22 protein-coding genes and 2 pseudogenes are annotated in these 26,314 nt (G+C 53.5%); 13 read left to right on the plus strand and 11 right to left on the minus strand.

All coding sequences use genetic code 11. The features are described 5' to 3' along the window. Positions 1-743 precede the first annotated feature (743 nt). Positions 744-1,802: a hypothetical protein gene (locus tag CLV44_RS01815; RefSeq protein WP_106590401.1), complete on the minus strand. Its 1,059-nt coding sequence runs from the start codon at positions 1,800-1,802 to the stop codon at positions 744-746. Between the two features lie 280 nt (positions 1,803-2,082). Here CLV44_RS01815 and CLV44_RS01820 point away from each other — a divergent pair. Both CLV44_RS01820 and CLV44_RS01825 read left to right on the plus strand, forming a co-directional pair. After that, a pseudogene (locus CLV44_RS01820) lies at positions 2,083-3,640 on the plus strand (IS3 family transposase). Positions 3,641-3,799: 159 nt separating this feature from the next. Then, positions 3,800-3,991 (plus strand): hypothetical protein, encoded by a 192-nt coding sequence (locus CLV44_RS01825; RefSeq protein ID WP_146139972.1) that lies wholly within the window; start codon positions 3,800-3,802, stop codon positions 3,989-3,991. A gap of 164 nt (positions 3,992-4,155) precedes the next feature. Here the strand turns inward: CLV44_RS01825 and CLV44_RS01830 are convergent, their stop codons facing one another. Next, complete coding sequence (locus CLV44_RS01830) at positions 4,156-4,428, minus strand: hypothetical protein (protein ID WP_106590403.1); 273 nt, start codon at positions 4,426-4,428, stop codon at positions 4,156-4,158. Then, positions 4,415-4,750 carry a hypothetical protein gene (locus CLV44_RS01835; protein ID WP_106590404.1) on the minus strand — a complete coding sequence of 112 codons (336 nt, stop codon included), beginning with the start codon at positions 4,748-4,750 and terminating at the stop codon, positions 4,415-4,417. The genes CLV44_RS01830 and CLV44_RS01835 overlap by 14 nt, the downstream gene beginning before the upstream one ends. Positions 4,751-5,256: 506 nt before the next feature. Here CLV44_RS01835 and CLV44_RS01840 point away from each other — a divergent pair. Further along, positions 5,257-6,815, plus strand: a pseudogene (locus CLV44_RS01840) (IS3 family transposase). A 439-nt stretch (positions 6,816-7,254) separates the two neighbouring features. Then, the gene (locus tag CLV44_RS01850) at positions 7,255-7,752 is read left to right on the plus strand and encodes a hypothetical protein (RefSeq protein ID WP_106590406.1); all 498 of its coding nucleotides are present in this window, start codon (positions 7,255-7,257) and stop codon (positions 7,750-7,752) included. A 48-nt stretch (positions 7,753-7,800) separates the two neighbouring features. Here the strand turns inward: CLV44_RS01850 and CLV44_RS01855 are convergent, their stop codons facing one another. The 6 genes from CLV44_RS01855 to CLV44_RS01880 form a co-directional block, all read right to left on the minus strand. After that, positions 7,801-9,426, minus strand: coding sequence for an AMP-binding protein (locus CLV44_RS01855; RefSeq protein WP_106590407.1), 1,626 nt, complete (start codon positions 9,424-9,426; stop codon positions 7,801-7,803). Positions 9,427-9,466: 40 nt separating this feature from the next. Further along, positions 9,467-10,873, minus strand: coding sequence for a hypothetical protein (locus tag CLV44_RS01860; RefSeq protein WP_211298054.1), 1,407 nt, complete (start codon positions 10,871-10,873; stop codon positions 9,467-9,469). 209 nt (positions 10,874-11,082) lie between these two features. Beyond that, complete coding sequence (locus CLV44_RS01865) at positions 11,083-12,507, minus strand: NAD-dependent succinate-semialdehyde dehydrogenase (RefSeq protein ID WP_106590408.1); 1,425 nt, start codon at positions 12,505-12,507, stop codon at positions 11,083-11,085. Between the two features lie 36 nt (positions 12,508-12,543). Then, positions 12,544-14,328, minus strand: coding sequence for an acyl-CoA dehydrogenase family protein (locus CLV44_RS01870; protein ID WP_106590409.1), 1,785 nt, complete (start codon positions 14,326-14,328; stop codon positions 12,544-12,546). A 14-nt stretch (positions 14,329-14,342) separates the two neighbouring features. After that, complete coding sequence (phbB, locus tag CLV44_RS01875; protein WP_106590410.1) at positions 14,343-15,092, minus strand: acetoacetyl-CoA reductase; 750 nt, start codon at positions 15,090-15,092, stop codon at positions 14,343-14,345. 28 nt (positions 15,093-15,120) lie between these two features. Next, positions 15,121-16,491, minus strand: a complete 1,371-nt coding sequence (locus CLV44_RS01880; RefSeq protein ID WP_106590411.1) for a malonyl-CoA decarboxylase — start codon at positions 16,489-16,491, stop codon at positions 15,121-15,123. Positions 16,492-16,663: 172 nt separating this feature from the next. On the opposite strand from CLV44_RS01880, the gene CLV44_RS01885 reads away from it, so the two are divergent. The 4 genes from CLV44_RS01885 (at position 16,664) to CLV44_RS01900 (ending at position 19,938) form a co-directional block, all read left to right on the plus strand. Next, on the plus strand, positions 16,664-17,095 hold the full coding sequence (locus tag CLV44_RS01885) for a MaoC family dehydratase (protein WP_106590543.1): 432 nt from the start codon (positions 16,664-16,666) through the stop codon (positions 17,093-17,095). 30 nt (positions 17,096-17,125) lie between these two features. Beyond that, positions 17,126-17,671 carry a hydrolase gene (locus CLV44_RS01890; protein WP_106590412.1) on the plus strand — a complete coding sequence of 182 codons (546 nt, stop codon included), beginning with the start codon at positions 17,126-17,128 and terminating at the stop codon, positions 17,669-17,671. Between the two features lie 107 nt (positions 17,672-17,778). Continuing rightward, the gene (locus CLV44_RS01895; protein WP_245912565.1) at positions 17,779-19,296 is read left to right on the plus strand and encodes a PAS domain-containing sensor histidine kinase; all 1,518 of its coding nucleotides are present in this window, start codon (positions 17,779-17,781) and stop codon (positions 19,294-19,296) included. 6 nt (positions 19,297-19,302) lie between these two features. Then, on the plus strand, positions 19,303-19,938 hold the full coding sequence (locus CLV44_RS01900; RefSeq protein WP_106590414.1) for a response regulator transcription factor: 636 nt from the start codon (positions 19,303-19,305) through the stop codon (positions 19,936-19,938). A 90-nt stretch (positions 19,939-20,028) separates the two neighbouring features. Here CLV44_RS01900 and CLV44_RS01905 read toward each other — a convergent pair whose 3' ends face one another. Together CLV44_RS01905 and CLV44_RS01910 are read right to left on the minus strand one after the other, a co-directional pair. Further along, entirely contained in the window at positions 20,029-20,436 is a 408-nt protein-coding gene (locus CLV44_RS01905) for a GFA family protein (RefSeq protein WP_245912576.1), read from the minus strand. A gap of 47 nt (positions 20,437-20,483) precedes the next feature. Next, positions 20,484-21,110: a helix-turn-helix domain-containing protein gene (locus tag CLV44_RS01910; RefSeq protein WP_106590415.1), complete on the minus strand. Its 627-nt coding sequence runs from the start codon at positions 21,108-21,110 to the stop codon at positions 20,484-20,486. Between the two features lie 192 nt (positions 21,111-21,302). Here CLV44_RS01910 and CLV44_RS01915 point away from each other — a divergent pair, with 192 nt between their 5' ends. From CLV44_RS01915 to CLV44_RS01935, 5 genes are all read left to right on the plus strand, one after another. Continuing rightward, positions 21,303-21,680, plus strand: coding sequence for a RidA family protein (locus CLV44_RS01915; protein WP_106590416.1), 378 nt, complete (start codon positions 21,303-21,305; stop codon positions 21,678-21,680). Positions 21,681-21,729: 49 nt separating this feature from the next. Further along, positions 21,730-22,821 carry a YkvI family membrane protein gene (locus tag CLV44_RS01920; RefSeq protein ID WP_106590417.1) on the plus strand — a complete coding sequence of 364 codons (1,092 nt, stop codon included), beginning with the start codon at positions 21,730-21,732 and terminating at the stop codon, positions 22,819-22,821. 3 nt (positions 22,822-22,824) lie between these two features. Next, the gene (locus CLV44_RS01925) at positions 22,825-24,066 is read left to right on the plus strand and encodes an NAD(P)/FAD-dependent oxidoreductase (protein WP_106590418.1); all 1,242 of its coding nucleotides are present in this window, start codon (positions 22,825-22,827) and stop codon (positions 24,064-24,066) included. Positions 24,067-24,185: 119 nt separating this feature from the next. Beyond that, positions 24,186-24,803 (plus strand): DUF6436 domain-containing protein, encoded by a 618-nt coding sequence (locus CLV44_RS01930; protein WP_106590419.1) that lies wholly within the window; start codon positions 24,186-24,188, stop codon positions 24,801-24,803. Continuing rightward, positions 24,800-26,305 (plus strand): methyl-accepting chemotaxis protein, encoded by a 1,506-nt coding sequence (locus CLV44_RS01935; RefSeq protein ID WP_106590420.1) that lies wholly within the window; start codon positions 24,800-24,802, stop codon positions 26,303-26,305. Before CLV44_RS01930 ends, CLV44_RS01935 begins: the two co-directional genes overlap by 4 nt. The last annotated feature ends 9 nt before the right edge of the window (positions 26,306-26,314 follow it).

Consider the following 26,314-nt stretch of genomic DNA (forward strand, 5'->3'; position numbering starts at 1 on the left):
AATAAAGCATATCGCTAACAATCGCGACAGCAAATAATAACACCCCATCCAACATCAACAATCTGGCAAGTGTTACATCGATTGGCCGCTTGTACTCATGGATTAGTTTAGACGTAGTAAAGGTGCCAAGTACTGATGGTCTTGAGTACAGTTTTTCAGGTTGAACCAAGTCAATAACATAAAAATATGTTCTAAGACCCATCACATCCCAGCCAAAGGGTCGATCATATTCTTTTATTTTTAGATTATATTCTATTCTACGAACTGTAAAGAAAAACAAAATAATGACATCAAAAAACAAATGGTTAGTAAAAGGAACGACAATACAATAATAAGAAAGGGTATAGTATTCATAGTGTACTCAGCCATACCAAATATTCGTTATCATCATAAATAGAAAAAATCGTTTGCAAACAGGACAACAATAAATAAAAACCCATCTAAAATTAATAATCGAGCAAGTATTACATCTATTGGCCGCTTATATTCATGGATTAGTTTAGAACTAGTAAATGAGTCAAATGGTGATGGCTTTGAGTAAAGTGTCTTGGGCTGAATCAACTCAAAAACATACACATAGGTTCTAAGGCCTATCACATCCCAGCTAAAGGGTCGGTCATATCCACTTATTTTCAAATTATATTCTATTCTACGAACTGTAAAGAAAAACAAAAAGAATGAAATAAAAAAATACATGATTATAAAAATAAATGAACATACCAAAAGAACCAAGGAAATAGTATTCATAATGTTTTCAGATATTCCAAATAATCATTATCATCATACGAAAGAAGGTCATATCCAACTGCTGCAGCGTTTTCGAACTTGGATCCTACGACATTCCCGCTATAAAAACTAAAAGCTATACTTCCAATAACTACGATTCCCATTAATGCCCATCCTATGGGTCCAGAAAGTGCTGCTGCAGTAATCACGAATTTTCCTGCGTAAGCTGCAGCATATCCAGCGAGGGTTGCTCCTGTAACTGCTCCTGTTAAGCCAGCAAGTTGGATAACGCTTTCCCTATGCCAGTCACCGCCAGCTTCACGTACTGTGACCACATTCCCATATCTCAAAGTACCATCTACAACTAAAGTTAAGGGCCCAGAAACTTTTGCAATGACGCCTGCATATTTAGCGACTTTATTTGCAGTAAAAGCATCGTGCACCATCAATCGAGGATCAACTTTTCGACCTTGGCTCCTTGTTGCAAGTAATATCCCCCTCTCCGCGTTACTCAGAGCATTTCCTTTATTACGATTTAACGCGCTTGCTGAAACGATAGATTGCATGGTGGTTTTATGCTGTTCAACTAGCTCCTTATATGCTCTGCGCACCATTGTCTCAGCTAAATGCCTTCCCGAATAAGGCATTGGGATTTTATTATATTTACCTTGCTGCAAATCTAACAAAGCATTTTGGTAGTTCAATAAAGCTTTTTGGAAGTCATCTAAACGGGCTTTTTTCGCGTCTCCTGTCACACCAATTAGACTGTTAACATCACTTAATGCAGCGTGAGTAAGATAACGGTTATAGAAGCTCATTTCGCCATACAGATTTTCGCCATTAGTGGCAACCATGCTTTGTAGTGTTACTCTGTCTTTAAGACACATTTGATTGAACCTGGATGTAATCATCCTAGATTCTTGTGATTCAAAATCTAAAGTATATGCTTGTCCCGCATAAAGAACATCACCAGAAACAATACCATTAGATCTTTTAAATTTTTCTACTAAAGTAGCATCATCCCCTACAACTTCGGAGATAGGTTTACGGTTGGCCGAAAAGAAAACGGAAGGCATGTGTCACTCCTTGACAACATATATATGGAAAAATTCTAATTTCATTAAATGTAACAACTTACATAATAGTTTTCAAATTCAATTTAGTATTAAAAAAGAAACAGTAATTTATATTATAAAAGTATTATGGATGATTAAAGCAAAAATTTAAATTAAATTTCAAAACCTATCAAATCTATTTGATAGGTTTTAATAACACAAAGGAATCCCCCTCTGTCAGGATAGTTGTCGCGTCCTTTGTTAAACTCTCTTATTTACTCAGGGGTGTTTGGATATTTGTATGCCTCGTTACTCCGATGAGCGACGTCAGGCCGTTGTGGCCAAGCTGTTACCGCCCTACAACCAGAGCGTCGAAGACGTTGCTCGCGAGGAAGGCATTTCCTCAGCTACTGTTTATAAATGGCGTAAAGAAGCACGCGCTGAAGGACGCTGCCTGCCCGATGCCAGTGATCAAGGCGTAGAAGGTTGGTCCTCGCGTGACAAGTTTGCATCGGTGATTGAGACCCCAGCGATGAACACCGAAGAGATCGCTGCCTATTGCCGTCAGCGGGGTCTCTACCCTGAGCAACTGCAACGCTGGCGACATGATTGCGAACAAGCGGTCAGCCTGTCCTACGATGACCGTCGTCGAGAAGCCGATGAGGCAAAACAGCAGCACAAGCGTATTAAAGAGCTGGAGCGAGAGCTGCAACGCAAAAACGCCGCACTGGCGGAGACGGCTGCACTGCTGACGCTGTCAAAAAAAGCACGGGCGATCTGGGGGGACGAGGAGTCATGATCAGCATCAAGGATCGCCAACACGCCGTACAGCTGATCGCTAATGCCTGCAAAGACGGCTCAACCTTGACCGCTGCGTGTGACGTTATAGGGATCTCGATCCGAACGCATCAACGCTGGATACAGACAGGTGAAATTACGGCCGACAAACGCCCTTTTGTCGTACGCCCGGTGCCTGCTAATGCGCTGACTGTAGAAGAAGAGGCCGAGATCCTGAAGCAGTGTCACCGGGATGAGTTTGCTGATCTGCCACCGGATCAGATCGTTGTGCGTTTGATGGACGAAGAGCAGCGTTATATCGCATCAGTTTCCAGTTTTTATCGTGTGCTGCGCAAGCACGGTCAACTGGCTCACCGCGGTCGTGCCAAGGCCCGTAAATCACAGCCAGCACCGACCACGCATACGGCAATAGCACCTAACCAGGTCTGTTCGTGGGACTGCACGTGGCTCCCCGGCCCAGCCAAGGGAACCTACTACTATCTGGTGATGATCCTCGATATCTTCAGCCGCAAGGTGGTGGGTTGGGAGGCTTTCCTGGGAGAGTCCGCCGCCAACTCCCGTACCGTCATTGAGCGGGCGGTACTGGCCGAGAATATCGTGGGCCAACCGCTGGTGTTACACGCCGATAACGGTAGCCCCTTCAAAGGCGCAACCTTGCTGGAGAAGCTTCGGGATCTACAGATCCAGCCATCGTTCAGTCGCCACGTGTGAGCAATGATAACGCTTTCTTCGAGGCCCTGTTCCGCACTTGCAAGTATGTACCGAACTATCCTGCAAATGGCTTTGCTGATCTAACAGAAGCGCAGCAATGGGTGCACGGCTTCGTGCAGTGGTACAACCATGAGCATCGTCACAGTGCTATCCGCTTCGTGACGCCGATGCAGCGCCATACCGGAGAGGACAAGGCCATACTGGCGAAGCGACATGCGCTCAATCTCACAGCCAGAGCGGCACACCCTGAGCGCTGGAGCGGTGATACCCGTAACTGGGAGCCAGGGACATTAGTGTCGTTGAATCCAGAGCGCACAGTGGTCACCGACGCAGTGCGAATGGCTGCATAAATATCAGACAGGGCGACAGATACCTTGACAGTTACCGACAACGGCCTGACGTCGCTCATCGGAGTAACGAGGCATACAGATCTCCAAACGCCCCTGAATGTTTAAGAGAGTGTAACAAAGGGCGCGACATCAATCCTGACAGAGGGGGGGGTGCTAGATGTGGCATTTTCCGAAGACCAATCGCGTTCGAGACAAGGCTATGCCACTGAAAGCCTAGCAACCGCGCGTCAGATCGTCCTGAACTTGCTCAAGCAGGACACAACGTTGAAGCTGGGCATCAAGAACAAGCGCAAACATAGTGGCTGGAGTGACGAGTATCTATCTCAGATCCTGGGGATGATTAAAAATTGATCATGCGTTTGCCCTGCTACACCAGTAGTAACCTATTAATTTAAAAATTATTTAAAAAGCAAACTCTTGAAAAAACAACTGCGCAGAGGTTGCTTTTTTACTTAAAAAAAAGACTAGATACAGGTGTCAATAAGGTTTTTATCAACTTAACTATTTTTAAAAATTCAGGTATCGTTTCTTCTAATTTTACGAAATCCTTCAACTATACTGTAAATCGATAGCAACATAAAGCCTGACGCTATCAAACCAAGGTCATATTTTCCGATTTCAAGATCAATTTGCCCTTTTAAAAAAAATAAAAATGCCAACACCCCAAGAAGCAGCGAAGAAAAAAATATATACTTAACAGACATATACCGTCTATATATAAATAAAAGAAAATACCCCAAAAATGTAAAAGAAATCACAAAATATAAATAATGCTCAGAAGGGATCATATATATTCCTATTAATAATATCTGCGTTAATAGATCGCTGCTGCCCTATCCCTCCCAATACTATACCTTCAACTAATACTATCACATCGCCTTCGTGTGCATTTGGCAATATATCAAGCATTTCCCTGTATACTCCGGCAGATGCAGCCACACCTAGAGGCATTCCAATATATGGAATTCGTTTCAGAGGAGCAGCAACAGCACCGCTAGCTGCCATACGAACCTTCTGCCTTTCGCTACTTAAGTGATTAGCTTGCTCAAGGGTTATAGGATCTGAGACAGCAATATTAATTATAATAAGTCGATCATCCTTTGGCGCCATCCCTGATTTCATTTTTCTAAGCGTTTTTATAGCAAGATCTGTGGAAAAATTATTTATCTTTGAGTTCGGACTAAAAATGCATTTGAAAATTTCACTTTCTTTAAAAGAAGAACTATTTTTTTTAAAGACACTATTCGAGCAGAAATATTCGAATTTATCGTTAAATATTTTATATCTTTATTCATCACAAAATCCTTTTTAGTGATTAAAACAAAAATCATACTTTGAACTAAAGATCATATCAACTTAATAGTGACGACGAAAAGAGACACTAAAATATTTTATGTGGCTTTTTATTAGTTTTCGCATTCCGGATGATCATATAAGCCAAAAGCGTTATCCTTGGTTCGTTGCTCGTGACGTCATACAGCGCGCCATTGAGCAGTTCATCCAGCAAGTACCAAGCCTGTCCGCGAACTGGCCCGGCAGTATGCCCCCTCTGTCAGGATAGTTGTCGCGTCCTTTGTTAAACTCTCTTATTCATTCAGGGGCGTTTGGAGATCTGTATGCCTCGTTACTCCGATGAGCGACGTCAGGCCGTTGTGGCCAAGCTGTTACCGCCTTACAACCAGAGCGTTGAAGAAGTCGCTCGCCAGGAAGGCATTTCTTCAGCCACCATTTATAAGTGGCGTAAAGAAGCGCGCGCTGAAGGGCGCTGCCTGCCAGATGCCAGTGATCAAGGCATAGAAGGCTAGTCCTCCCGTGACAAGTTTGCGGCGGTGATTGAGACCGCAGCGATGAACACTGAAGAGGCCGCCGTCTATTGCCGTCAGCGGGGTCTCTACCCTGAGCAACTACAACGCTGGCGTCATGATTGCGAACAAGCGGCCAGCCTGTCCTACGATGACCGTCGTCGAGAAGCCGATGAGGCAAAACAGCAGCGCAAGCGTATTAAAGAGCTGGAGCGAGAGCTGCAACGCAAAAACGCCGCACTGGCGGAGACGGCTGCACTGCTGACGCTGTCAAAAAAAGCACGGGTGATCTGGGGGGACGAGGAGTCATGATCAGCATCAAGGATCGCCAACACGCCGTACAGCTGATCGCTAATGCCTGCAAAGACGGCTCAACCTTGACCGCTGCGTGTGACGTTATAGGGATCTCGATCCGAACGCATCAACGCTGGATACAGACAGGTGAAATTACGGCCGACAAACGCCCTTTTGCCGTACGCCCGGTGCCTGCTAATGCGCTGACTGTAGAAGAAGAGGCCGAGATCCTGAAGCAGTGTCACCGGGATGAGTTTGCTGATCTGCCACCGGATCAGATCGTTGTGCGTTTGATGGACGAAGAGCAGCGTTATATCGCATCAGTTTCCAGTTTTTATCGTGTGCTGCGCAAGCACGGTCAACTGGCTCACCGCGGTCGTGCCAAGGCCCGTAAATCACAGCCAGCACCGACCACGCATACGGCAATAGCACCTAACCAGGTCTGTTCGTGGGACTGCACGTGGCTCCCCGGCCCAGCCAAGGGAACCTACTACTATCTGGTGATGATCCTCGATATCTTCAGCCGCAAGGTGGTGGGTTGGGAGGCTTTCCTGGGAGAGTCCGCCGCCAACTCCCGTACCGTCATTGAGCGGGCGGTACTGGCCGAGAATATCGTGGGCCAACCGCTGATGTTACACGCCGATAACGGTAGCCCCTTCAAAGGCGCAACCTTGCTGGAGAAGCTTCGGGATCTACAGATCCAGCCATCGTTCAGTCGGCCACGTGTGAGCAATGATAACGCTTTCTTCGAGGCCCTGTTCCGCACTTGCAAGTATGTACCGAACTATCCTGCAAATGGCTTTGCTGATCTAACAGAAGCGCAGCAATGGGTGCACGGCTTCGTGCAGTGGTACAACCATGAGCATCGTCACAGTGCTATCCGCTTCGTGACGCCGATGCAGCGCCATACCGGAGAGGACAAGGCCATATTGGCTAATCGACATGCGCTCAATCTCGCTGCCAGAGCGGCACACCCTGAGCGCTGGAGAGGTGACACTCGTAACTGGGCACCGGGGACATTAGTGTCGTTGAATCCAGAGCGCACAGTGGTCACCGACGCAGTGCGAATGGCTGCATAAATATCAGACAGGGTGACAGATACCTTGACAGTTACCGGAATGATAAAATTAAAACTTCGCAAAAATCAAAAAAACAAAACTACCAAATTTCATTTCTCTTATTTACATTTACTCTTTAAAAAAACAATCATAGATTTCGTGATGTACAATACTTAACGATACACGGCCAGCCAGATCGTGGCCAAGGGCTTTCACTCTAAATATGCAAGCCACCTTTACCGTAAAAGATCGTATGATTTTTCTGGTATAAAAGCCCTTGCCTCTATTACCATCCGCGCGGGGATGAAGCAAAGGTGTGCAGAAGAGATACATTACGACCTGCAATTCCTTAAAGCCCATCTTGGGCTCAATCAGGGTTCGCCCATCTATTATTGGGTGCTCCAAGTCAACCAACATTAGTAATCAACCCTTTTATTAACCGTTCTTCAGGGAAAGAAACATGTCCATGTTCAAGTATCAAAATCGCTGCAAAACAACATTTAATACTCTGCTTGCGGGATTGCTTGCTTCTGTCTGCTCGGTATCAGTACAGGCGGCCGCAATCGATGAAGCCAAGCTTTATGGCAACTGGGCATGCAGCCATGAAGAGAGCGATGAAGGTACGCATATCTCCGCTATTTTTGATGTGTCGTATAACGCAAACGGCACTAGTCGTAGCCTTGGCAATCTGAAAGTCACTGTAGGCGGTATGCTCGTTATGACCAATCAGTATGACTTCCAGGGGAACTGGGAGATTAAGGACGGTTATCTACTCGAAACCACAACTCATGTTCAGGGAACCAATCTGACCAACAACTCCAAGCTGGGAGCTGCAGAGTTGGCAGAGATGTTTCCTACCGGTGATACAGACCGCTCCTTTATTGTTGAACTGAGCGATCAGAAACTAATCACTCAAGACGAAGAAAGCGTCAATTTTGAGTGTTCGCGCAAGCGCTGAGAAGCCGGACGGCACCACCCACGCGGTGCCGTCTCCCATAGTATAAACTTAACCCGCCAGCTGAGCCCTCAACACGTGCTTTTGCAGCTTGCCTGTTGATGTTTTAGGCAACTCGGGAGAAAAGATTACCTTCTTGGGAATCTTGAATCCGGCCAGGTTGGCTCTGCAGTGCGCAATTATCTCATCCTCCGACAAGTCATCATTACCAGCCTTTAGCGTAATAAACGCACAGGGAATTTCGCCCCAATGCTCATCCGGTGCGGCAACTACCGCGACCTCAAGCACAGCCGGGTGGTTATACAAGGCGCTTTCCACCTCCAGGGTGGAGATATTTTCACCGCCCGAGATAATAATGTCCTTGGAGCGGTCCTTGATCTCGACATAACCATCGGGATGCCAAACACCCAGATCACCGGTATGGAACCAGCCTCCAGAGAATGCCTTTTGGGTTTCATCCGGATTGTTCAGATAGCCTTTCATCACCGAATTGCCGCGCAAGAAAACTTCGCCGATGGTCTGACCATCCTGCTTGACCGGCTGCAACGTGGCCGGATCGGCAACCATCATGTCGGACATGGTCAGAGATGGGATCCCCTGACGGGACATCTTTTGCGCCTTCTGCTTCAGATCCAGCTGGTGCCATTCATCCTGGAAGTCGCAGACCACGCTGGGGCCATAGGTTTCAGTCAGACCATAGAGGTGAACCACCCTGATGCCCATCTCTTCCATTGCCTCGATGGTCGCTGCCGGGGGCGCTGCACCACCGGTGGCGGCGGTGACTTGCTGCTCAAACGGCAGCTTCTGCTCTTCCGGTACGTTGACCAGCATATTCAGCACGATGGGTGCGGCGCAGAAGTGGGTCACGCTGTGACGAGACAGAGCTTCGAAGATCGGTTTGGGGTGTGGCTGACGCAAGCAGACATGGGTTCCAGCCACGGCCGTTACCGCCCAGGGGTAGGACCAGCCATTGCAATGGAACATCGGCAGCGTCCACAGGTAGACCGCACCATCCGGCAGGCCAAAGCCAATCACGTTACTCAGCGCACTGAGGAAGGCGCCACGGTGATGATACACCACACCCTTGGGATTGCCGGTAGTGCCGGAGGTGTAGTTCAACGCAATCGATTGCCACTCCTCTCCCGGCAGCTCCCATTCGAAGTTATCATCCCCTGTCGCCAGCAGCGCCTCGAAGGTCATATCACCGATCAGTTCACCGCCGTCGAATAAGGGGTCGTCCACATCAATCACCTTAGGCTTGGCATCACAGCCAGCCAGCGCTTCACGAACACGGTCGCTGTATTCGCGGTCAGTGAAGAACACTCTGGCCTTGCCGTGGTTGAGCATGAAGGTCATCGTTCTGACATCAAGGCGGGTATTCTGTGTATTGAGCACCGCCCCCAGCATGGGCACGGCGAAGTGAAGCTCCAGCATCTCGGGGATGTTAGGCAATAACACCGCCACAGTGTCGCCCTTCTTCACCCCAAGTTTGCGCAGGGCCGACGCCAGCTTCAGGCAACGCTGGTAGGTTTCCAGCCAAGTACGCTTGATATCACCATGGATAACGGCAGTCCGGTTAGGGTGCGCCAGCGCGGCCCGCTTGACGAATGTGGTCGGGGTCAGCGCCGAGAAATTCGCCTCAACAGGGTCCAGATCGAGCTCAAACATGTTTTCCATTTTTTTATCCTTATTATCCAGATAAACAACAGGGCAAGGCTCAGCTGTTTTCGATGGCTGTATCATCAGAACAGTCAGAGTCCTGACGGCCACCCTTTGCAGTACTTTCCCTCTCTGCAAACCAGTTTTTCTCCAGTACAGCCCATAACACCAGGCCAACTCCCAGCCCCCAGGCTGCACCTTTGGTCGCCAGAATGGCCCCCACGATGATGGCTACACCACGCTCGAGGTTGCTCTGTTTATCCAGCAGCTCGATCGCCAGATAACCGCACAGATAGCCCTGAATCAGCAGCGTCAGCGCCATACCGATATTCAGCCCCGGCTTGAAAAAAGTGATGACCGGTACCAGAATCAGCGCAATCGTCATCCCCCAGTACAAGCTGGCCGCCCCGCCCCAGTAGCTGTCCATGGCCCTACGCGGGTTGTTCATGTAACGGTTGATTACCAGCGCCTGACCACCGGTCCAGGAAGGACCAGACAGGCTGATGAAGGGTGCCAGAAGGCCATGAATAAGGTTGCGAATACCTACGATGATACTGTTACGATGCGGACTGAAAACCAGCTTCTCATCCTTGCGTACATCGTCTGCATTTTTGAACAAGGAATCGACCACGAGGATATCGCCAAAGGCGATGATGTAGGCCGCCAGCGCCAGTGGTACTGCATCCAGGAAATATTCAAACGGCGGCATGCCAAGTCCGAACACGCTGTAATTGTTGATGATCTCGGTGATCGGAATCGACGTGAAGCCCCACTCCACCACGGGCTTGTCCACTTCACCGATCAGAATACCAAAGCCGTATGCCAAGATGAACGGAATCGCTATCCCATACTGGGCCACAAAACGGAAGAAGCCATAACGTGCGCGCAAAGGTGCTGCAGTCTCAGAGAACAGCATGAAAAAGCCCAGTACTGCACCGGACAGAATAGTGATCGGCATGGTCCAGACACGACCATCCGCCGAAAACTCGCCCATCACCGCAGAAATGGCCGCACCGATCAGGATACCGGCCTTGAGTGACATAGGCATCTTGCGCACCAGTGCATTAGCTCCCTTGAAAATGCCTAATCCAAGGAACAGCACCGCCACCGTGATTTGCAGCGCAATGAGCGCCAGAATTCTCGCGTCACCCTCCGGATAGGAGGAAAGAAAGGCCACATAGAGCGGGATCCCCGCCGTAATCCAACCCGATACGACCGGGTCGCCAAAGTGCGTATGCAATAGATAGAGGAAATTATTGATCAGGACAAAGGCAACGGCGATCTCGAAAGGTATGCCCAGCACATTGGTCATCAGTGCCGTAATCCCTAACGGTACCACGCAGAGAATGGCCCCCTGCAGAACATCAGGAATTTCGATCTTGTAGTGTACAAATGGCAGACGTAGCTTGAGCGCGCCCAGCATGGACGGCTGTTCAGCGCCTGTTGGCCGTTTTTTCAAGGACATTATTTTTGTTCTCCGTCCAGTAATGTGTTCGGCAGACGAGACAGTACTGCCCGCCTCGGAAAAGCACAGAATGCGAATACAGCAACAAGCCGTTAGTTTTAAGTGAGCACCTCCTGTTGTTGGCCCTAGACCGGGCACCTGATCCTGTTCCAAATTGCCCGGTCAACACGGCCATACAAGGCGATATTGACCAGGCCGGGCTAATAAAATCAGCCCAGGGCAAAGCCCCCCAGCTTGGTCTCCAGATATTCCTCGATCCCCTCCTGAGCCCCTTCACGCCCAAGCCCGCTGCTCTTCATCCCGCCGAAGGGTGCCGCTGCACTGGTGGGATTGATATCGTTGATGCCGATGATGCCGAACTCTAATGCCTCAAATGCTTTGACGGCGGTGGACAGGTTATTGCTGTACACATAAGCGGCCAGCCCGTATTCGGTGTCATTGGCCATGGCGAGCACATCGTCTTCATCGCCGTAGATCACTACTGGCGCTACCGGGCCGAAGGTCTCCTCGTAGTAAATCCTCATCTCCGGCGTTACGCCCGCCAGCACCGTGGGGGCATAGAAAAGACCACCCCTCAGCTCACCGTCTGTCAGACGATGACCACCGGTATACAGGGTGGCACCCTTGGCCAAAGCATCCTGCACCTGGCTATCAACCTTCTGCAGCGCCGCTTCGTTAATCAGCGGCCCGATGCTGTTTCCCGCCTCAAAACCACTGCCAGCTTTCAGGCGACAAACTCGCGCTGTCAGCTCGGCCAGGAAGGCCTCGGCATGCACCCTGTGGACAAAGATGCGGTTCGGGCTGATACAGGCCTGTCCGGTATTGAGGAACTTGACCAGCGACAGACCCTTAGCTGCGTGAGCTGGGTCCGCATCCGGGAAAACAATCGCCGGTGCATGGCCGCCCAGCTCCATCGATACCCGCTTCATATGAGCGGCTGCCTGGGCGTTGAGCTTTTTACCCACAGCAGTAGAACCGGTGAAGGCCAGCTTCCTGATGCGCGGGTCGGAGCAGAAAGCCTCGCCAACTGGCGCAGGGTCACGGCTGGTGATCACATTGATCACCCCTGCCGGGAAACCCGCTTCCTCAAACACTTCGGCCATAGCCTTCGCGCACAAGGGGGTTTGCTCCGCTGGCTTGAGCACCAGGGTACAACCGACGGCCAGCGCCGGTGCCAGCTTGCGAGTGATCATCGAGATCGGGTAGTTCCAGGGCGTGATCGCTCCCACCACTCCAACCGGCACCTTTTGGGTGATAAAACGCTGGTTATCACGGGACGACGGAATGGTCTGGCCGTTGATGCGTTTGGCTTCTTCGGCAAACCAAAGCAGGAAATCGGCACCGTACTGCACCTCGTTCAAGGACGCCTTGAGCGGCTTGCCCTGTTCCCGCGTCATCAATTCAGCCAGTTCCTGTTTGCGGCTGAGCATGATCTCCCAAGCGCGATACAGCAGGCCAGAGCGCTCGTAGGCGGTGGTTTGTTTCCAGCTTTTCAGCGCTTCACTAGCGGCCGTGATGGCCGCATCGATATCCTCGGACGTGCAATCGGGTACTTCGCCGATCACATCGCCACTGGCGGGATTGGTGACCAGAAAATGGCTCCGCTCGGTTACCCATTGTCCATCGATGTACATAGTTTCTCCGTCTATTTCAAACCCGCAGTGGCGGGTTCACAGCACCGTTTCCGACAGCGCCATGATGGAATCCTCGCCGGCCTGAACAGAGGCCAGATGGTTGGCGCAGCGGGGCAAAATATGATCAACAAAGAAATGGGCCATGACCCGCTTATTGAGCAATAACTCATCTTCGTCCGCACTGCCGCTTTCAGCCTTGGTGAGGACAGCAGCCCTCAGCATTAGCCAACCGGCCGTGACGATAGAAGTGAGCATCAGGAAGCTGAAAGCCACCGAGCCGACAAAATGCTCGTTGGCGCTACTGTCCAGCACCAGCTGAAGCGCCTCCTCCAACTGCTGTAGCGACTGCTCGAAAGCTTCGATACGGCGTCCATCCAGTGCCGCAGTAGTGCGAGCTTCTTCAGCCGTGGCGCGCATCTCGGCCATCAGCTCCTTCAACGCCAGACCGCGATCACGGATCGTCTTGCGACCGATCAGGTCCAGCGCCTGGATGCCATTGGTCCCCTCATAGATCGGCAGAATACGGGCATCACGGTACAGCTGGGCCACGCCGGTCTCTTCCATAAAGCCCATGCCGCCGTGGCACTGCACCGCCAGCGAGGTAACCTCCTGAGCGATCTCGGTGCACCAGCCTTTCACCAGCGGTGTCAGTAGATCGGCACGGCGCTGGTAATAGGCGCGCTGTTCAGCGTCAAGCTGCCCATGCTTGGCATAATCCACCGCCACGCAGCCGGAGTAGGCCAGGCCACGGCCCGCTTCGGTCAACGCTCTCATGGTCATCATCATGCGGCGCACATCGGGATGACGCACAATCGGGGACGGCTCACAATCACCCGGTGCGGTGCCCTGAATACGCTCGGCCACATAGATGCGGGACAGCTGCAACGCACGTTCGGAAACCGCCACACCCTGCAAACCAACCGTCAGCCGGGCGTTGTTCATCATGGTGAACATGCAGGCCAGCCCCTGATTTTCCTGGCCCACCATATAGCCGAGGGCACCGCCGTTTTCGCCGTAGCTCATGACGCAGGTCGGGCTGGCATGAATGCCCATCTTGTGTTCCAGCGACAAGGCGTAGCAGTCATTGCGTTCGCCGAGGTTGCCGCTGGCATCGGGGATGAACTTGGGCACGGCAAACAGGGAGATCCCCTTCACGCCCGCCGGGGCATCCGGCAAGCGGGCCAGCACGAGGTGGACGATATTCTCGGCCATGTCATGCTCACCCCAGGTAATGAAGATCTTCTGGCCGCTGATGCGATAGTGTTCGCCGTCAGGGCGCGCCTGAGTACGAATGGTCGCCAGGTCCGAGCCCGACTGGGGCTCGGTCAGATTCATGGTGCCGGTCCATTCACCACTGATCATTTTCGGCAGCAACAACTGCTTCAGCGGTTCAGCGGCGTTTTCACTGAGCGCTTCGGTGGCGCCCTGAGACAGCAGTGGACAGAGTCCCCAGGCCATATTGGCGGCGTGGATCATCTCCTGCACCGGAATAGCCAACGAAAACGGCAACGCCTGACCACCCTGCTCTGCATCAAACTGCAACCCGGCCCAGCCCCCTTCAATATACTGCCGATAGGCTTCTTTAAAGCCGTCCGGAGTCTGAACACAACGGTCCTCGCCTAAACGCACACCAGTTTCATCACCACTGCGGTTCAGCGGCGCAATTTCGTTGCCGGCAAACTTGGCCGCTTCTTCAAGGATCGCCGCGATCACATCGGGCGAGGCATCTTCGTAGTTGCAGGCTTTGGCCATCTCGTCAAACCCGGCCAGGCTGCGCAGGGTGAATTCCATCTCGCGGGTAGGTGCTCTGTACTCGCTCATGCTGTATGTCCCCCTTAGTCCATGTACTGGCCGCCGTTCACCGACAGGTTGGTACCGGTGATGAAGCCCGCGTCCTCCGCCGTCAGGAAAGCCACTGCACGTGAAATCTCGTCCGGCTGACCCAGTCGGCCAACGGGAATACCGGCCACAATGCTTTCCAGCACTTTTTCCGGTACCTGACGCACCATTTTGGTATCGATATAGCCCGGTGAAACCGCGTTGACGGTTACACCCTTGCGCGCGCCTTCCAGCGCGATCGACTTGGTAAAACCGTAGATACCAGCCTTGGTGGCGGCATAGTTGCACTGACCGAACTGGCCCTTTTCACCGTTCAGCGAGGAGATGTTTACGATGCGGCCAAAGCCCCGCTCACACATGCCTTCAAACACCTGACGGCTCATGTTGAACATGGAGTTCAGATTCACATCGATGACACGGTTCCACTGCTCGACACCCATCTTCTTCAGCGGGGCGTCGCTGGTCATACCGGCGTTATTCACCAGAATATCGACAGAGCCATGCTCGGCTTCGACCTTCTGCACGAACGCCTGACAGCCCTCGAAGTCAGACACATCCAGCGGATAGAGCGTGACCGGGACACCCAGGCTTTGCATGGTCTGCTGCCAGTCTTTTGCCTCTGCGGTAGCCTTTTCATTGGGCAAATGCGTCCCGATCACCTTGCGACCCTGCTCTACCAGAGCCTGACTCATGGCAGTTCCCAGACCACCGGGTGCACCCGTTACTACTGCGATACGATTGGTCATGATGTTCTCCTTCTTATTTTTGAATGGCTTACTTCAATAGTTTTTTGATCGCGGAGGACTGAGAAACCACACCCTCCGAAGTGTACTGCTCACTGCGTTGCTCGATTTTCGGCAGCTCGTAGAGGTAATTCACCATCAGGCCCGCTGCCTGACGCAGTCCTTTCTGTGATACATCCCCCATCCAGTTCAACCGTGCCACCTGGGCGCCATTACTGAGATGGAAATGGGCCACCGGGTCCAGCGTTCGCTTGCCTTTTTTGCTCTGGCAGAGATAGGCCGCAGCCAGTTTGGTCAGCGCCTCCTGACGGATCTCCATGCTGTCATTCGCTTCAATGACCGACACCACGCGCGGCGCCGGCAGGCTCAGCCACTGCTCACCGCCGGGCAATTCACACAGGGTGGCCGGGGGACAGCTTTCCAGCCACAAGGCAAAGCCCGGAATCGGCGACAGGGTGGCGAACTGTTTCAGCTGCGGGAACTCGCCGCTCAGCTTCTTCACCACTTCCTTGATCAGGAAATTGCCGAAACTGATGCCAGCCAAACCGGGCTGGGCGTTGGAGATGGAATAAAAAATTGCGGTATCGGCGCTACCGATATCCTGCGTCGGCGCCTCTTCATCCAGCAGTTTCTGTACACTGCCGGCCAAGCCGTTGACCAGCGCCACTTCAACGAAGATCAGCGGCTCCTCCGGCATGTTCGGGTGGATAAATGCAAAGCAGCGACGGTCGGAATCCAGTCGGTTCTTCAGATCGCTCCAGCTCTGGATCTCATGCACCGCTTCATAGGCGATCAGTTTTTCCAGCAGCGCGGCGCTGGAATTCCAACTGAGTTCCTCCAGTTGCAACAGGCCAATATCAAACCAGGTTGCCAGCAGCTCTTTCAGATCTACTTCCAAAGACTCCAGCGTGCTGTACTCCTTCTTCAGGTTCAGCAACTCCTCACGCATATCGACCAGGAACTTTACTCCGGACGGCACACCGGTGAACTGCTTCAGCAGCCGGTTATGGGCCGGTTCAAGCGCCTTGCGCAGCTGGTGTGCTTTGCGCGCCCGGTCGCCGCCCTGGGCGTTTTGCCAGCTGCTGATCGCCAGCTCCACACTTGCATCATCAATGCCATATTCCTCGGCCAGCATGCCGAGAAAGCGGACCTTGCCGGTGTGCGACAGCTTGAGGTACATCCGTCCCAGCATTGCGGCACGGTTACGTGCCTCTACCTGCCCGGCATGAGCATCCAGGCAGTTTTCGACCCACTCCCGCACACGGGCCAAATCTCTTTCCGGCAGCTCGGCATCCAGATTCATGATGTCAGGTATTGCCCGACGGCCGGCGACCGCGTCAAACCCGTAGGGAACGAGCTTTTTAAACGCTCTTTCGAACAAATTGGCTGGCTGAGTCTGCATAACTGGGTCCTCTACTGGAGAGTGCTTGTTGTCATTATTTGAACCGAGGCTAGCAGAGCTATTTTTAAAAACCAAGTAAAAACCCTTGGCTATTTAAATAAATACCACTAACCTGAAAATCCAAAGTCTCGAATCACGGAATAAAAATATGAGTACAAACATGCAAGACTCTATGCAGGCACTACACGGCTACTACCTTGAAGATCTGGAAGTCGGCATGCAGGCAAGCTATGCCAAGACCATCACCGATGCCGACGTAGTCCTCTTTGCCGGTATCAGTGGTGATGACAACCCGGTGCATATCAACGCCGAGTATGCCAAGACCACCATGTTCGAACAGCGCATCGTGCATGGCATGTTCAGTGCAGCGCTGATCTCTGCCGTACTGGGCACACGCCTGCCGGGGCCTGGCGCGATCTATGTTGATCAGCAGCTCAAATTCAAAGCGCCAGTACATATTGGTGATACGGTTGTTGCGACCGCAACCGTGGTGGAGATCAATGAAGAGCGCCGTCGCGTTAAACTCGAAACCATCTGCCGTGTGGGCGACAAAGTGGTCGCCGAAGGCGTGGCCACCAATATGGTTGACCGCCGCCCGGCCTGAGCCATTTACAAGCGCGAGGAGTGAATGAACATGCTGTTGGACAAAAATAAATCCGTACTGGTCGTGATCGACGTACAGGCCAAGCTTCTGCCGGGCGTCCACGAACAGCAGCAGCTCGTGGACAACTGCAAATGGCTGGCCCGATTGGCCCAGCTGATGGATGTGCCTGTGATCGGCTCTGAACAATATCCACAGGGGCTGGGCCACACCGAAGAGAGCCTGCGTGAACTGGTGGGTGCTGACAAACTGTTCGGCAAAGCCCACTTCGCCTGTATCGATGATACTGAATTCGGCAGCGCCTTCCGTCAACTGGACCGCAAGCAGGCAATCCTCTGTGGCATGGAGTCTCAGGCTTGCGTGATGCAGTCCGCCCTGCGTCTGCTCGAAGAGGGTTACGAGGTGTTCGTGGTCGCTGATTCTATCTCCGCGCGCAACCCGTTCGATACCGAGATCGCACTGCGCCGCATGGAAAAGGAAGGCGTCAAACTGATCACCCGCGAGATGGCCGGTTTCGAGTGGATGCGCCGCTCCGACGTCGCCCAGTTCAAGGCCTTCAGCATGGAGTTTTTGCGCTGATCGACGATGCCCAACGCCCCGGCAACCTGCCGCCGGGGCCAGTTTCCCTCACCATGCCGCTGGCCTGTGTTGTATCCTGTCTAACACATCCTGAGTCCGGAATGCAGATGAAACCCCTGACGCCCGAACAAGGACGCTCAGCCTTGAGCGACGATGCCGAGCGCAACCGTCTGCTCGCCGAGATGGCCGAACAGTCCACCGACATGATCTCGCGCCATACTCCCGGCGATTGGCGCTTCATCTATGCTTCCCCCGCCGTGACCCACCTGCTGGGCTTCACCGTAGAGGAAATCGTCGGCATGTCGGCCTATGATCTCTACCATCCGGACGATGTTCAGGATTTTCAGGACCGTGCCCCCAGCGTCACTTACGATCGCGGTCTGTACACCCATACCTACCGTTTCCGCTGCAAGGACGGACATTACACCTGGCTGGAAAGCACCAGCCGCACCCTGCGTGATCCCGAGACCAACGAGATCAAAGAGATCCTCGTGGTGTCGCGCGATGCATCGCATCGCATCAAGGCGGACAAGGCCAACCGACGGCTGGCACGGGTGCTGGAGAGCACTCAGGACCTGGTGATCTTCTCCGATCTGGATCTGCAGATCACCCACCTCAACGAAGCCGCCCGACGCTGCCTGGCGCTGGAGCATACCGACTACACCCGGCTGTCGTTGCAAGCGGTGATGGTGCAGAAGGGCTTTCAGATCCTGCTGGCCGATGGTCTACCCACCGCCAAAGAAAAGGGCAGCTGGCGTGGCGAGATGAACCTGCAGCCCAGCAAAGGCAGTCCCATCCCGGTGATGCTGGAACTACTGATGCACCGATCACTGCACGGCGATATCGAATACCTGTCACTGGTCGCCCGCAATTTGAGCGAGAAGAAAGCCGCTGAAGCGCAAATGAAGCAGTACCAGGCCGAGATCGACCATGCCAGCCGCCTGATCACCATGGGCGAACTGGCCTCTAGCCTCGCCCACGAACTTAATCAGCCGTTGCTGGCAATGGTCAGCTTCCTGCGTGGCATCGAGCGCCGCTTCGCCAGCGCCGAATCACTGAACTGGCAGGATATCGAAACGCCCATCACCCGCAGCATCAGCACCGCACTGCGTGCCGGTGAGATTGTCCACCGGATGATGGACTTCACCCGCAAGCAGGAACCTCGCGTCACCGAACTGGATATCGCTAGCCTGGTCAACGGCATCTGCGAATTCTACGAGTCCACCGCCGAGCGCCACAACGTTCGTGTCATCTGTCAGCTGGACGATAACCTGCCCACCGTATGTGGCGACCAGATCCAGCTGGAACAGGTACTGCTCAACCTGCTGGTCAATGCGCTGGAAGCCTGTGATACCGGGGCGGGACATGAACTGAAGACCGTCCGCGTCGTCGTCCGGCCCGAAGGCGACCAACTGCTGATCATCGTGGAGGACGAAGGTCCTGGCATCCGTGAGAAGGACCTGCCGCATATCTTTGAGCGCTTCTACTCCACAAAGGGTACCGGCTTGGGCATGGGCCTGGCTATCAGCCGCTCTTTAGTGGAGAATCTTGGCGGCGAGTTATGGGCGGAAAACCTCCCGCAATCAGGCACGCGCTTCTCATTCACCGTCAACACCGTTAAGTAAAGATGCATGACCTCTGATCACAATGCACAAAAGGTATTCATCATCGACGATGACGCCGATGTCCGCGATGCCCTGAAATGGCTACTGGAATCGGTCGGCTTGATCGCAGACACCTACGAAAACGCACTGGACTTCATTGACCGTTATCCGCATGACGTAAGCGGCTGCATCGTCATGGATGTACGCATGCCGGGCCTGAGTGGCATCAACGCGCAAAAGAAACTTGCCGATCTCGATATCGACCTGCCCGTCATCATGATCTCCGCTCACGGTAACGTCGACATGGCCGTCACCGCCCTGACTCAAGGCGCACTGACGTTCATCGAAAAACCGTTCGACGACCAGATCCTTATCGATCATGTACAAAACGCGCTGGAAAAAGACCGCGTCCGTATGGCGCGTAAACACACACACACCCGTATGCAAACTCGATACGATAGCCTGACCCGACGGGAAAAACAGGTGATGGGATTAGTCGTCAAGGGCCTGTCCAACCAGGAAGCCGCCGACGAACTTGGCATCAACCGCAAAACCGTGGAAGGCCACCGCGGCCATATGATGACCAAGATGCAGGTCGACTCTCTAGCCGAGCTGGTGCAGATCGCAATCGCGTTGGGGCAAGTCGAAGCAGGGAAACAATAAGCCTACTTTGCCGACCGTGATCCGGGGAAAACAAAAGGCTGATGAGGATATTACCGGTTCTGCCATTCCCCAGCCCGCGATACCTCGAAACTACGGCTGCTTGGAAAACACCTTTACGCCCGCCGGGATCTCGAACCAGTCCTGCTTTTCGCTCACCCAAACATGAGCCACCGGCTGAATCACGCGAGTATCAGCCAAGTTACTGGGCTTGAGTTTGATTTTGTCCGGTTCGGTAGGGTTGTAGTGATAGATGCGGTTACCGCAGGTGGGACAGAATTTGGCGGCACTGGTGTTGCCGCTGTCTGCCGAACGCTGCCAGTGTTTCATCTCACCCCTGAATACAACACTCTTGGCATCGACCATGGCGGTAATGCTGAAGGCGCTGGTCGACAATTTTTGGCATTCTTTGCAGTGGCAAGCCACCACCATTTGCGCAGGCTCCAGCAGTTCATAGGTGACCTGGCCACACTGGCATGAGCCTTTAATCGGGTATTTGATCGCGTCCAACGTGTTCACCTTTTATACAGAGTTGATAACGGCTGGCCTTATCCGGGCGGCTGGTTTTCCTTCGGTTCCGACATCACTGCAATAACTTCAGCATCCTTTTCGCCTTCTGCCAGATAAATATGTCCGATTTCACTGTTGAAATAAGCCGTTTCACGCTCACCCAGACTGATCTCTTCACCGGTTTCAAAATGGATGCGGATGCGACCCGACAGCACCATAGTAAATTCCTGCCCCGGATGACGTACAAACTCATCAAATTCGCTCATGCTGCGTGCCTTGATACGGGCATAAAGCGGCATCATGGTGCGACCGGGGAACTCTCCGGCGATAGGGTGGTATTCGTAACTGCCCGTTGCGTAACCGGCAACTTCGGAGATTGTATTGCTGATGACCGTAGGCTGAGCAGGCTGTTCGAGTGAGGCATCCGAGTTGAACAGCTGAGACAGGCTGATGTTGAGTACACGGGCCGCCGCTGCAAGCTTGTCGTAACTGACCGTCGCCTGTCCCAACTCCATCTTCGACAGGGTCGAGAGGGCAACACCACACTGCTCCGACAGCTGTTTCAGTGTGAGGTTTTGCTGCTTGCGATGGACGCGAAGACGTGTGCCGACAAGTACACGGTCAATCAGCGGGTGAGGCTTGGGGGATTGAGACTCTGTCGTCATAGAAGCATCGTGGCAAGGCCTGGCTATTACATGTGCGGCTAGTTTAGCCCGAAAGTTGCTTGACTTTGAAATTCTCATATCTGATATTCTCACATCAGAGAATACTCATCTAGCTGTCGCAGGCAAGCCCTGTGTTAACAGCCCACCACGTTGCTGGCTTACCGGCACCGAACTCCTAAGAGATTGAACCCCATGAACGATTCCATTAAGCGTTACCCCAGCACACTGCCTTTCCCCTTCTCCCGTGCCGTTAAAGCCGGTGGTTTTTTGATGCTGTCCGGTCAGGTACCGATGACAGCCCAAGGTGAAGTGGTCAAGGGCACCATTCAGGAACAGACCGATGCAGTCATGACCCGTATCGGCGAAACACTGGCTCATTGCGGAGCTGATTTTTCGCAGGTGGTGAAAGTCACTGTTTGGTTGTCGGGCATGGAGCACTTTGCCGGTTTCAACGAGGTATACACACATTATTTCGACGCAGGCCTGCCGGTACGTTCAACGGTAACCGCCGGACTGGCACTGGGTGTGGATGTTGAAGTCGAAGTACAAGCCTGGGTCGGGCACGACTGAGCACTGGAGAACCGATAGAACAATAATAAGAGACCAAGGAGTAAGCACCATGAAAGATGTGCTCAAGATTGCCGGTACTTTTGTCGGCTTTCTGGCCGGCGCAGGCTTTGCCTCCGGCCAGGAAATACTGCAGTTCTTCGTCAACTTTGGCGTTTGGGGACTGGCTGGCATGCTGATCAGCACCATGGTTTTTGTGTTTTTGGGCATGGCTCTGGCCAGTATGGGCAGCCGCCTGCAGGCCACCTCTCATAAGGAGGTAGTGTATGCCATTTGTGGTTCATGGTTCGGGCCGCTGGTGGATGGCTTGATCACATTTTTCACGTTTGCAATCGCCGTGGTTATGCTGGCCGGTGCCGGCGCACTGCTAGAACAACAGTTCGGACTGAACGCGACCCTCGGCAGTGCTCTGGCCACACTGCTGGTTGTACTCGCAACCTGCTTGAAGCTTCGCCGCGTCATTGCGCTGATTAGCGGAGTGACACCTCTGCTAGTACTGGTTTCTCTGGGAATTGCGGGGTATGCCGTCATGACGCGTGACGTCGATCTAGCCACGCTGGACCGCTTGGCCGAAGCGCAAGTCGCCGCAGCCAGCCATTGGTGGCTGGGCGCTTTGTTGTACGTGTCTTACAACATTTTCGGTGGTATTGCGATTTTAGCCATTGCAGGAGGGTCCGCCACAAACGCACGCACAGCGGCGTGGGGGGGTGTGCTAGGGGGGCTCATGCTGGGAGGGCTGATGTTTGTGATCGGTCTGGCGCTGCTCTCGCGACTGGATAGCCTGACCGATGCGCCAATGCCGATGCTACTGTTGGCCAATGAAATTTCGTCGGCCCTGTCACTGGTTGTCGCCCTCGTTATTCTGGGGATGGTCCTCAATACGGCGGTCGGTGCGCTGTATTCATTCTCGGCCCGCTTCCTGACAGCCGATACCCCCTCATTCAGCCTTGGTGCAGCGGTATTTGGGCTGATAGCCTATGGTTGCAGCTTGGTCGGCTTCATCAATTTGGTCGGCATGGTGTACCCCATTTTCGGTTATATTGGGTTTTTCCTGATGGCAACCATTCTGTTTGCCTGGGTTCGCCAGCGGCAGGAACAGTCCCCCGCCGCCATGGCCGTTACAATTCAACAAGAAGGACAGTAATCGATGTCTCGCGAAATTCTGGTTTTAGGTGCCGGTATGGTGGGCGTATCGGTCGCCTGGCATCTGCAGCAACGCGGCCATCAGGTCACTCTGGTAGACCGCCGCGAACCGGGCCATGAAACCTCTTTCGGCAACGCAGGCCTGATTCAGAGTGAGGCCGTACGCCCCTACGCTTTCCCTCGTGATCTGGCGACACTGCTGAGAGTGCTGCCCAACCGGGATATCGACATCCGTTATCAGATAAGCGGTCTGCTGCAGGCAGCTTCGCCTCTGTTACGCTACTGGCTCAACTCGGCCCCCAAACAGTACGCACCAATCGTGGCGGAGTATGCCGCGCTGATCAACCAGGCACAGGACACACATGCCGAAATGATCAAGGCCGCTGGTGCTGAATCGTTGATTCGTCGCGATGGTTATCTTCAGGTCTTCCGCAGTGCTAAAGCCATGGCGGCAGAGTGTCGCCTGGCAGAAGCAGATAAAGCCCGTTTCGGCGTGGAACATCAACAGCTCGATGCAGGCACACTGGCCAAAATGGAGCCGGGCCTGGCAGCCGGGTTGGTTGGCGGGATTCACTGGACCCAACCCTGGGGTGCCATTTCTCCCGGCGGACTGGTCGCTGCCTATGCAGAGGCCTTTCAGTCCCAGGGAGGACGTTTTGTTCATGCCGAACTGCAATCACTCGCCCGACAGGGCTCCAGCTGGCAAGCACGGTTGGGTAATGAAACGTTCAGTGCCGAACAGGTCGTGATGGCCATGGGCCCCTGGTCGTCACAGTGGCTGGCAACTCAGGGGCTTTCCCTGCCCCTGTTCGTTAAACGCGGCTATCACATGCATTACGGCAGCCAAGGCCAAACGAAGCTTAACCACTGGCTGCTGGATTCAGATGTGGGCTATGTGCTGGCACCGATGCAAGCAGGTGTGCGCCTGACCTCCGGTGCCGAGCTGGCGCGGCTGGATTCAGCACCCCGTTACCAACAGCTGGCAGACGCAGAGGCCGTCGCGCGCACGCTATTCCCGTTGGGCGACCGGCTAGACCCTGAACCCTGGATGGGTGGCCGTCCCTGCACGCCCGACATGAAACCGGTCATAGGCCCGGCCACTCATTTGCCCGGACTCTGGCTCGCCTGTGGTCACGGCCACCAAGGCTTTACCCTCGGCCCTGCCACCGGTAAATTACTGGGGCAGATGATGGATGGCGAAACGCCCGATATCGACATGCAACCCTACCGAGTCGAACGGTTCTAGCCACTTCATTGTTGAGCGACATCCCTTCTGATAACAGATCTTTTTAAAACAAAAGATCTGTTCAAGCTGCGCATATGTATAATTTTCGTGTATTGGCCTTCAGCCGAACAGGACGTCTCATGCGCTCTACCCTATCCTACTCGCCACGTTTTTGGCTCAGCCTGGCATTGGTCATCATCTGGATGATCGCCATGGGCTTTGCTTTCTGGTGGTTTCAGCTACGCTGGTATCAACCACTGGAAGATTTGACTGGCGATGCCTTGTTCGACAGTACACGGCTGCAGGCAAGTCAGACCCGACCCGACGCTGCGCTTGAAATCGTGCATTTTTATGATGGCAACTGCCCATGCACCCGTTTCAATACGCCGCATGTGCAGGCGCTGTCACAGCAATACCGGTCTGATGATGTACGCTTGCGTGTGCTGGTACCGAGTGCTGATCAGCTGGATAAGGTAAGGCAATTGTTTCCACACGCCGAGCACGCGGTGGCAACACCGCAAAATGCACCACCAGCCAGCCCCAGCGCACTGGTAATATCACGTGAGCTGGGCGCACAATACTTGGGCCCCTGGAGCCCCGGAGCCGTATGCAATGCACGCAGCGGCGATTATGTTGCCCAGGTACTGGACCAACTGTTGACAGGGAAGCGACACGAACAAACCTTTCAGTTGGCCCGCGGATGTCTTTGCCCGTGGCCAAATCGTTTATCTCTTGCACAGGCTGGAGTATTCCAATGACTGCACAGTCACACCTTTTTTCGATGTCGAAACTGTACCTGCAGGGCGACCGCCTGATGACCGGCGTTCAGTGGTTCTTGCTGCTGCTGAGCCTGGGTATGGCCAACTGGTACGGCACCTGGACAGAAGCACTGATGATCGGCCTGCCAACCACATTGATATGTACTGCATTGCTGCAACTGCAACCCGGTAGTCGCCTGGCTCGTGTCACCCAGGGCCTGGGACTCATGGTCTATTCCGCTCTTCTGATCCATCAAAGCCGCGGCATGATCGAGTTCCACTTTGCCATTTTCGTACTGTTGGCGTTTCTGCTGTATTACCGTGACTGGCTGCCGATTCTGGTAGCCGCGGGCACTATCGCCGTACACCACCTGCTATTCAACTATTTGCAACAACAGGGGTCATCGGTTTATATATTCGAGCTGCGCACCGGTTGGGGCATCGTCTTCCTGCACGCAGCCTTTGTCGTGTTTGAAACCGCCCTGCTGATCTATATGGCACGGCTGCTCAGACGTGAGGGTGAACAGGCTGAAGAGTTGTCGAACATCGTCTCTCACCTGTCAGTTGAGAACGGCCATATCGACCTGCGTTACAACATCAAGGACGCCCACTCGCCTCTGGCACAGGGCCTGCAGAGCTATATCAGCATGGTCCGCGATACCATCAGTCAAACCCAAAGCAGCAGCCAGTCGCTAAATGACGAGCTGGCCAACACCTCCGAGCGTAACCGTGACGCCAGCCGCAAAACGCGCCAGCAGAGTGAACAGACCGAATACCTGGCTTCCGCCGTGACCGAGCTGGCCAGCTCGTTCAAGGAGGTCAGTGGCAATGCCCAGCAGACCGCGTATACCACCCAGGAAGCGGGTGACAAGGCGCGCGCCAGCCTGCAAACCATTGATACCGCCAGTGAGGCGATCAACATTCTGGCAGCCGAGGTTGGCAATGCCAGCGAATTGATGCGGGCACTGGCGGAAGACAGTCGCGAGATCGGCCAGGTAACCGAGCTGATCAGCAGCATCGCCGATCAGACCAACCTGCTGGCACTCAACGCCGCGATTGAAGCGGCCCGTGCCGGTGATGCCGGACGCGGATTTTCGGTAGTGGCTGACGAAGTCCGCCAGCTGGCACAAAACACATCCGCCTCGACCCGGCGTATTCAGCAGACGGCTCAACAACTGCAAAAACGCACCAGCCAGGCCAACAGCGCCATGCAACAGTGCAGCGAAAAAGCCGCCGGCAGTGTACATAACATGAGTGAAGCCGCGCAGATGCTGCGTGCCATTGCCGATGCGGTCGTTACCATCAACGACATGAATACGCAGATTGCGTCAGCCGTAGAGCAGCAATCAGCCGTGGCGGAAGAGGTCAATCAGAATGTCAGTCGCATCAGCGATCTGTCACGGGACGTGGACCAGGTGGTCAGCGAGACCAGCGTCAACACTGACCGCCTGGCAGATCTGAGTGCCCAGCTGTCGTCTCAGGTGGAACGCTTCCGTACCTGAGACGCAGCG

It is taken from the genome of Marinobacterium halophilum (assembly GCF_003014615.1).
Lineage (GTDB): Bacteria > Pseudomonadota > Gammaproteobacteria > Pseudomonadales > Balneatricaceae > Marinobacterium > Marinobacterium halophilum.

What these genes read in the sequence shown, in the direction of transcription:
- CLV44_RS01815 (WP_106590401.1), bottom strand. Translation starts at nt 1,802, where the DNA reads ATGCCTTCCGTTTTCTTTTCGGCCAACCGTAAACCTATCTCCGAAGTT.
- CLV44_RS01830 (WP_106590403.1), bottom strand. Translation starts at nt 4,428, where the DNA reads ATGATCCCTTCTGAGCATTATTTATATTTTGTGATTTCTTTTACATTT.
- CLV44_RS01835 (WP_106590404.1), bottom strand. Translation starts at nt 4,750, where the DNA reads ATGGCGCCAAAGGATGATCGACTTATTATAATTAATATTGCTGTCTCA.
- CLV44_RS01850 (WP_106590406.1), top strand. Translation starts at nt 7,255, where the DNA reads ATGTCCATGTTCAAGTATCAAAATCGCTGCAAAACAACATTTAATACT.
- CLV44_RS01855 (WP_106590407.1), bottom strand. Translation starts at nt 9,426, where the DNA reads ATGGAAAACATGTTTGAGCTCGATCTGGACCCTGTTGAGGCGAATTTC.
- CLV44_RS01860 (WP_211298054.1), bottom strand. Translation starts at nt 10,873, where the DNA reads ATGTCCTTGAAAAAACGGCCAACAGGCGCTGAACAGCCGTCCATGCTG.
- CLV44_RS01865 (WP_106590408.1), bottom strand. Translation starts at nt 12,507, where the DNA reads ATGTACATCGATGGACAATGGGTAACCGAGCGGAGCCATTTTCTGGTC.
- CLV44_RS01870 (WP_106590409.1), bottom strand. Translation starts at nt 14,328, where the DNA reads ATGAGCGAGTACAGAGCACCTACCCGCGAGATGGAATTCACCCTGCGC.
- phbB (WP_106590410.1), bottom strand. Translation starts at nt 15,092, where the DNA reads ATGACCAATCGTATCGCAGTAGTAACGGGTGCACCCGGTGGTCTGGGA.
- CLV44_RS01880 (WP_106590411.1), bottom strand. Translation starts at nt 16,491, where the DNA reads ATGCAGACTCAGCCAGCCAATTTGTTCGAAAGAGCGTTTAAAAAGCTC.
- CLV44_RS01885 (WP_106590543.1), top strand. Translation starts at nt 16,664, where the DNA reads ATGCAGGCACTACACGGCTACTACCTTGAAGATCTGGAAGTCGGCATG.
- CLV44_RS01890 (WP_106590412.1), top strand. Translation starts at nt 17,126, where the DNA reads ATGCTGTTGGACAAAAATAAATCCGTACTGGTCGTGATCGACGTACAG.
- CLV44_RS01895 (WP_245912565.1), top strand. Translation starts at nt 17,779, where the DNA reads ATGAAACCCCTGACGCCCGAACAAGGACGCTCAGCCTTGAGCGACGAT.
- CLV44_RS01900 (WP_106590414.1), top strand. Translation starts at nt 19,303, where the DNA reads ATGACCTCTGATCACAATGCACAAAAGGTATTCATCATCGACGATGAC.
- CLV44_RS01910 (WP_106590415.1), bottom strand. Translation starts at nt 21,110, where the DNA reads ATGACGACAGAGTCTCAATCCCCCAAGCCTCACCCGCTGATTGACCGT.
- CLV44_RS01915 (WP_106590416.1), top strand. Translation starts at nt 21,303, where the DNA reads ATGAACGATTCCATTAAGCGTTACCCCAGCACACTGCCTTTCCCCTTC.
- CLV44_RS01920 (WP_106590417.1), top strand. Translation starts at nt 21,730, where the DNA reads ATGAAAGATGTGCTCAAGATTGCCGGTACTTTTGTCGGCTTTCTGGCC.
- CLV44_RS01925 (WP_106590418.1), top strand. Translation starts at nt 22,825, where the DNA reads ATGTCTCGCGAAATTCTGGTTTTAGGTGCCGGTATGGTGGGCGTATCG.
- CLV44_RS01930 (WP_106590419.1), top strand. Translation starts at nt 24,186, where the DNA reads ATGCGCTCTACCCTATCCTACTCGCCACGTTTTTGGCTCAGCCTGGCA.
- CLV44_RS01935 (WP_106590420.1), top strand. Translation starts at nt 24,800, where the DNA reads ATGACTGCACAGTCACACCTTTTTTCGATGTCGAAACTGTACCTGCAG.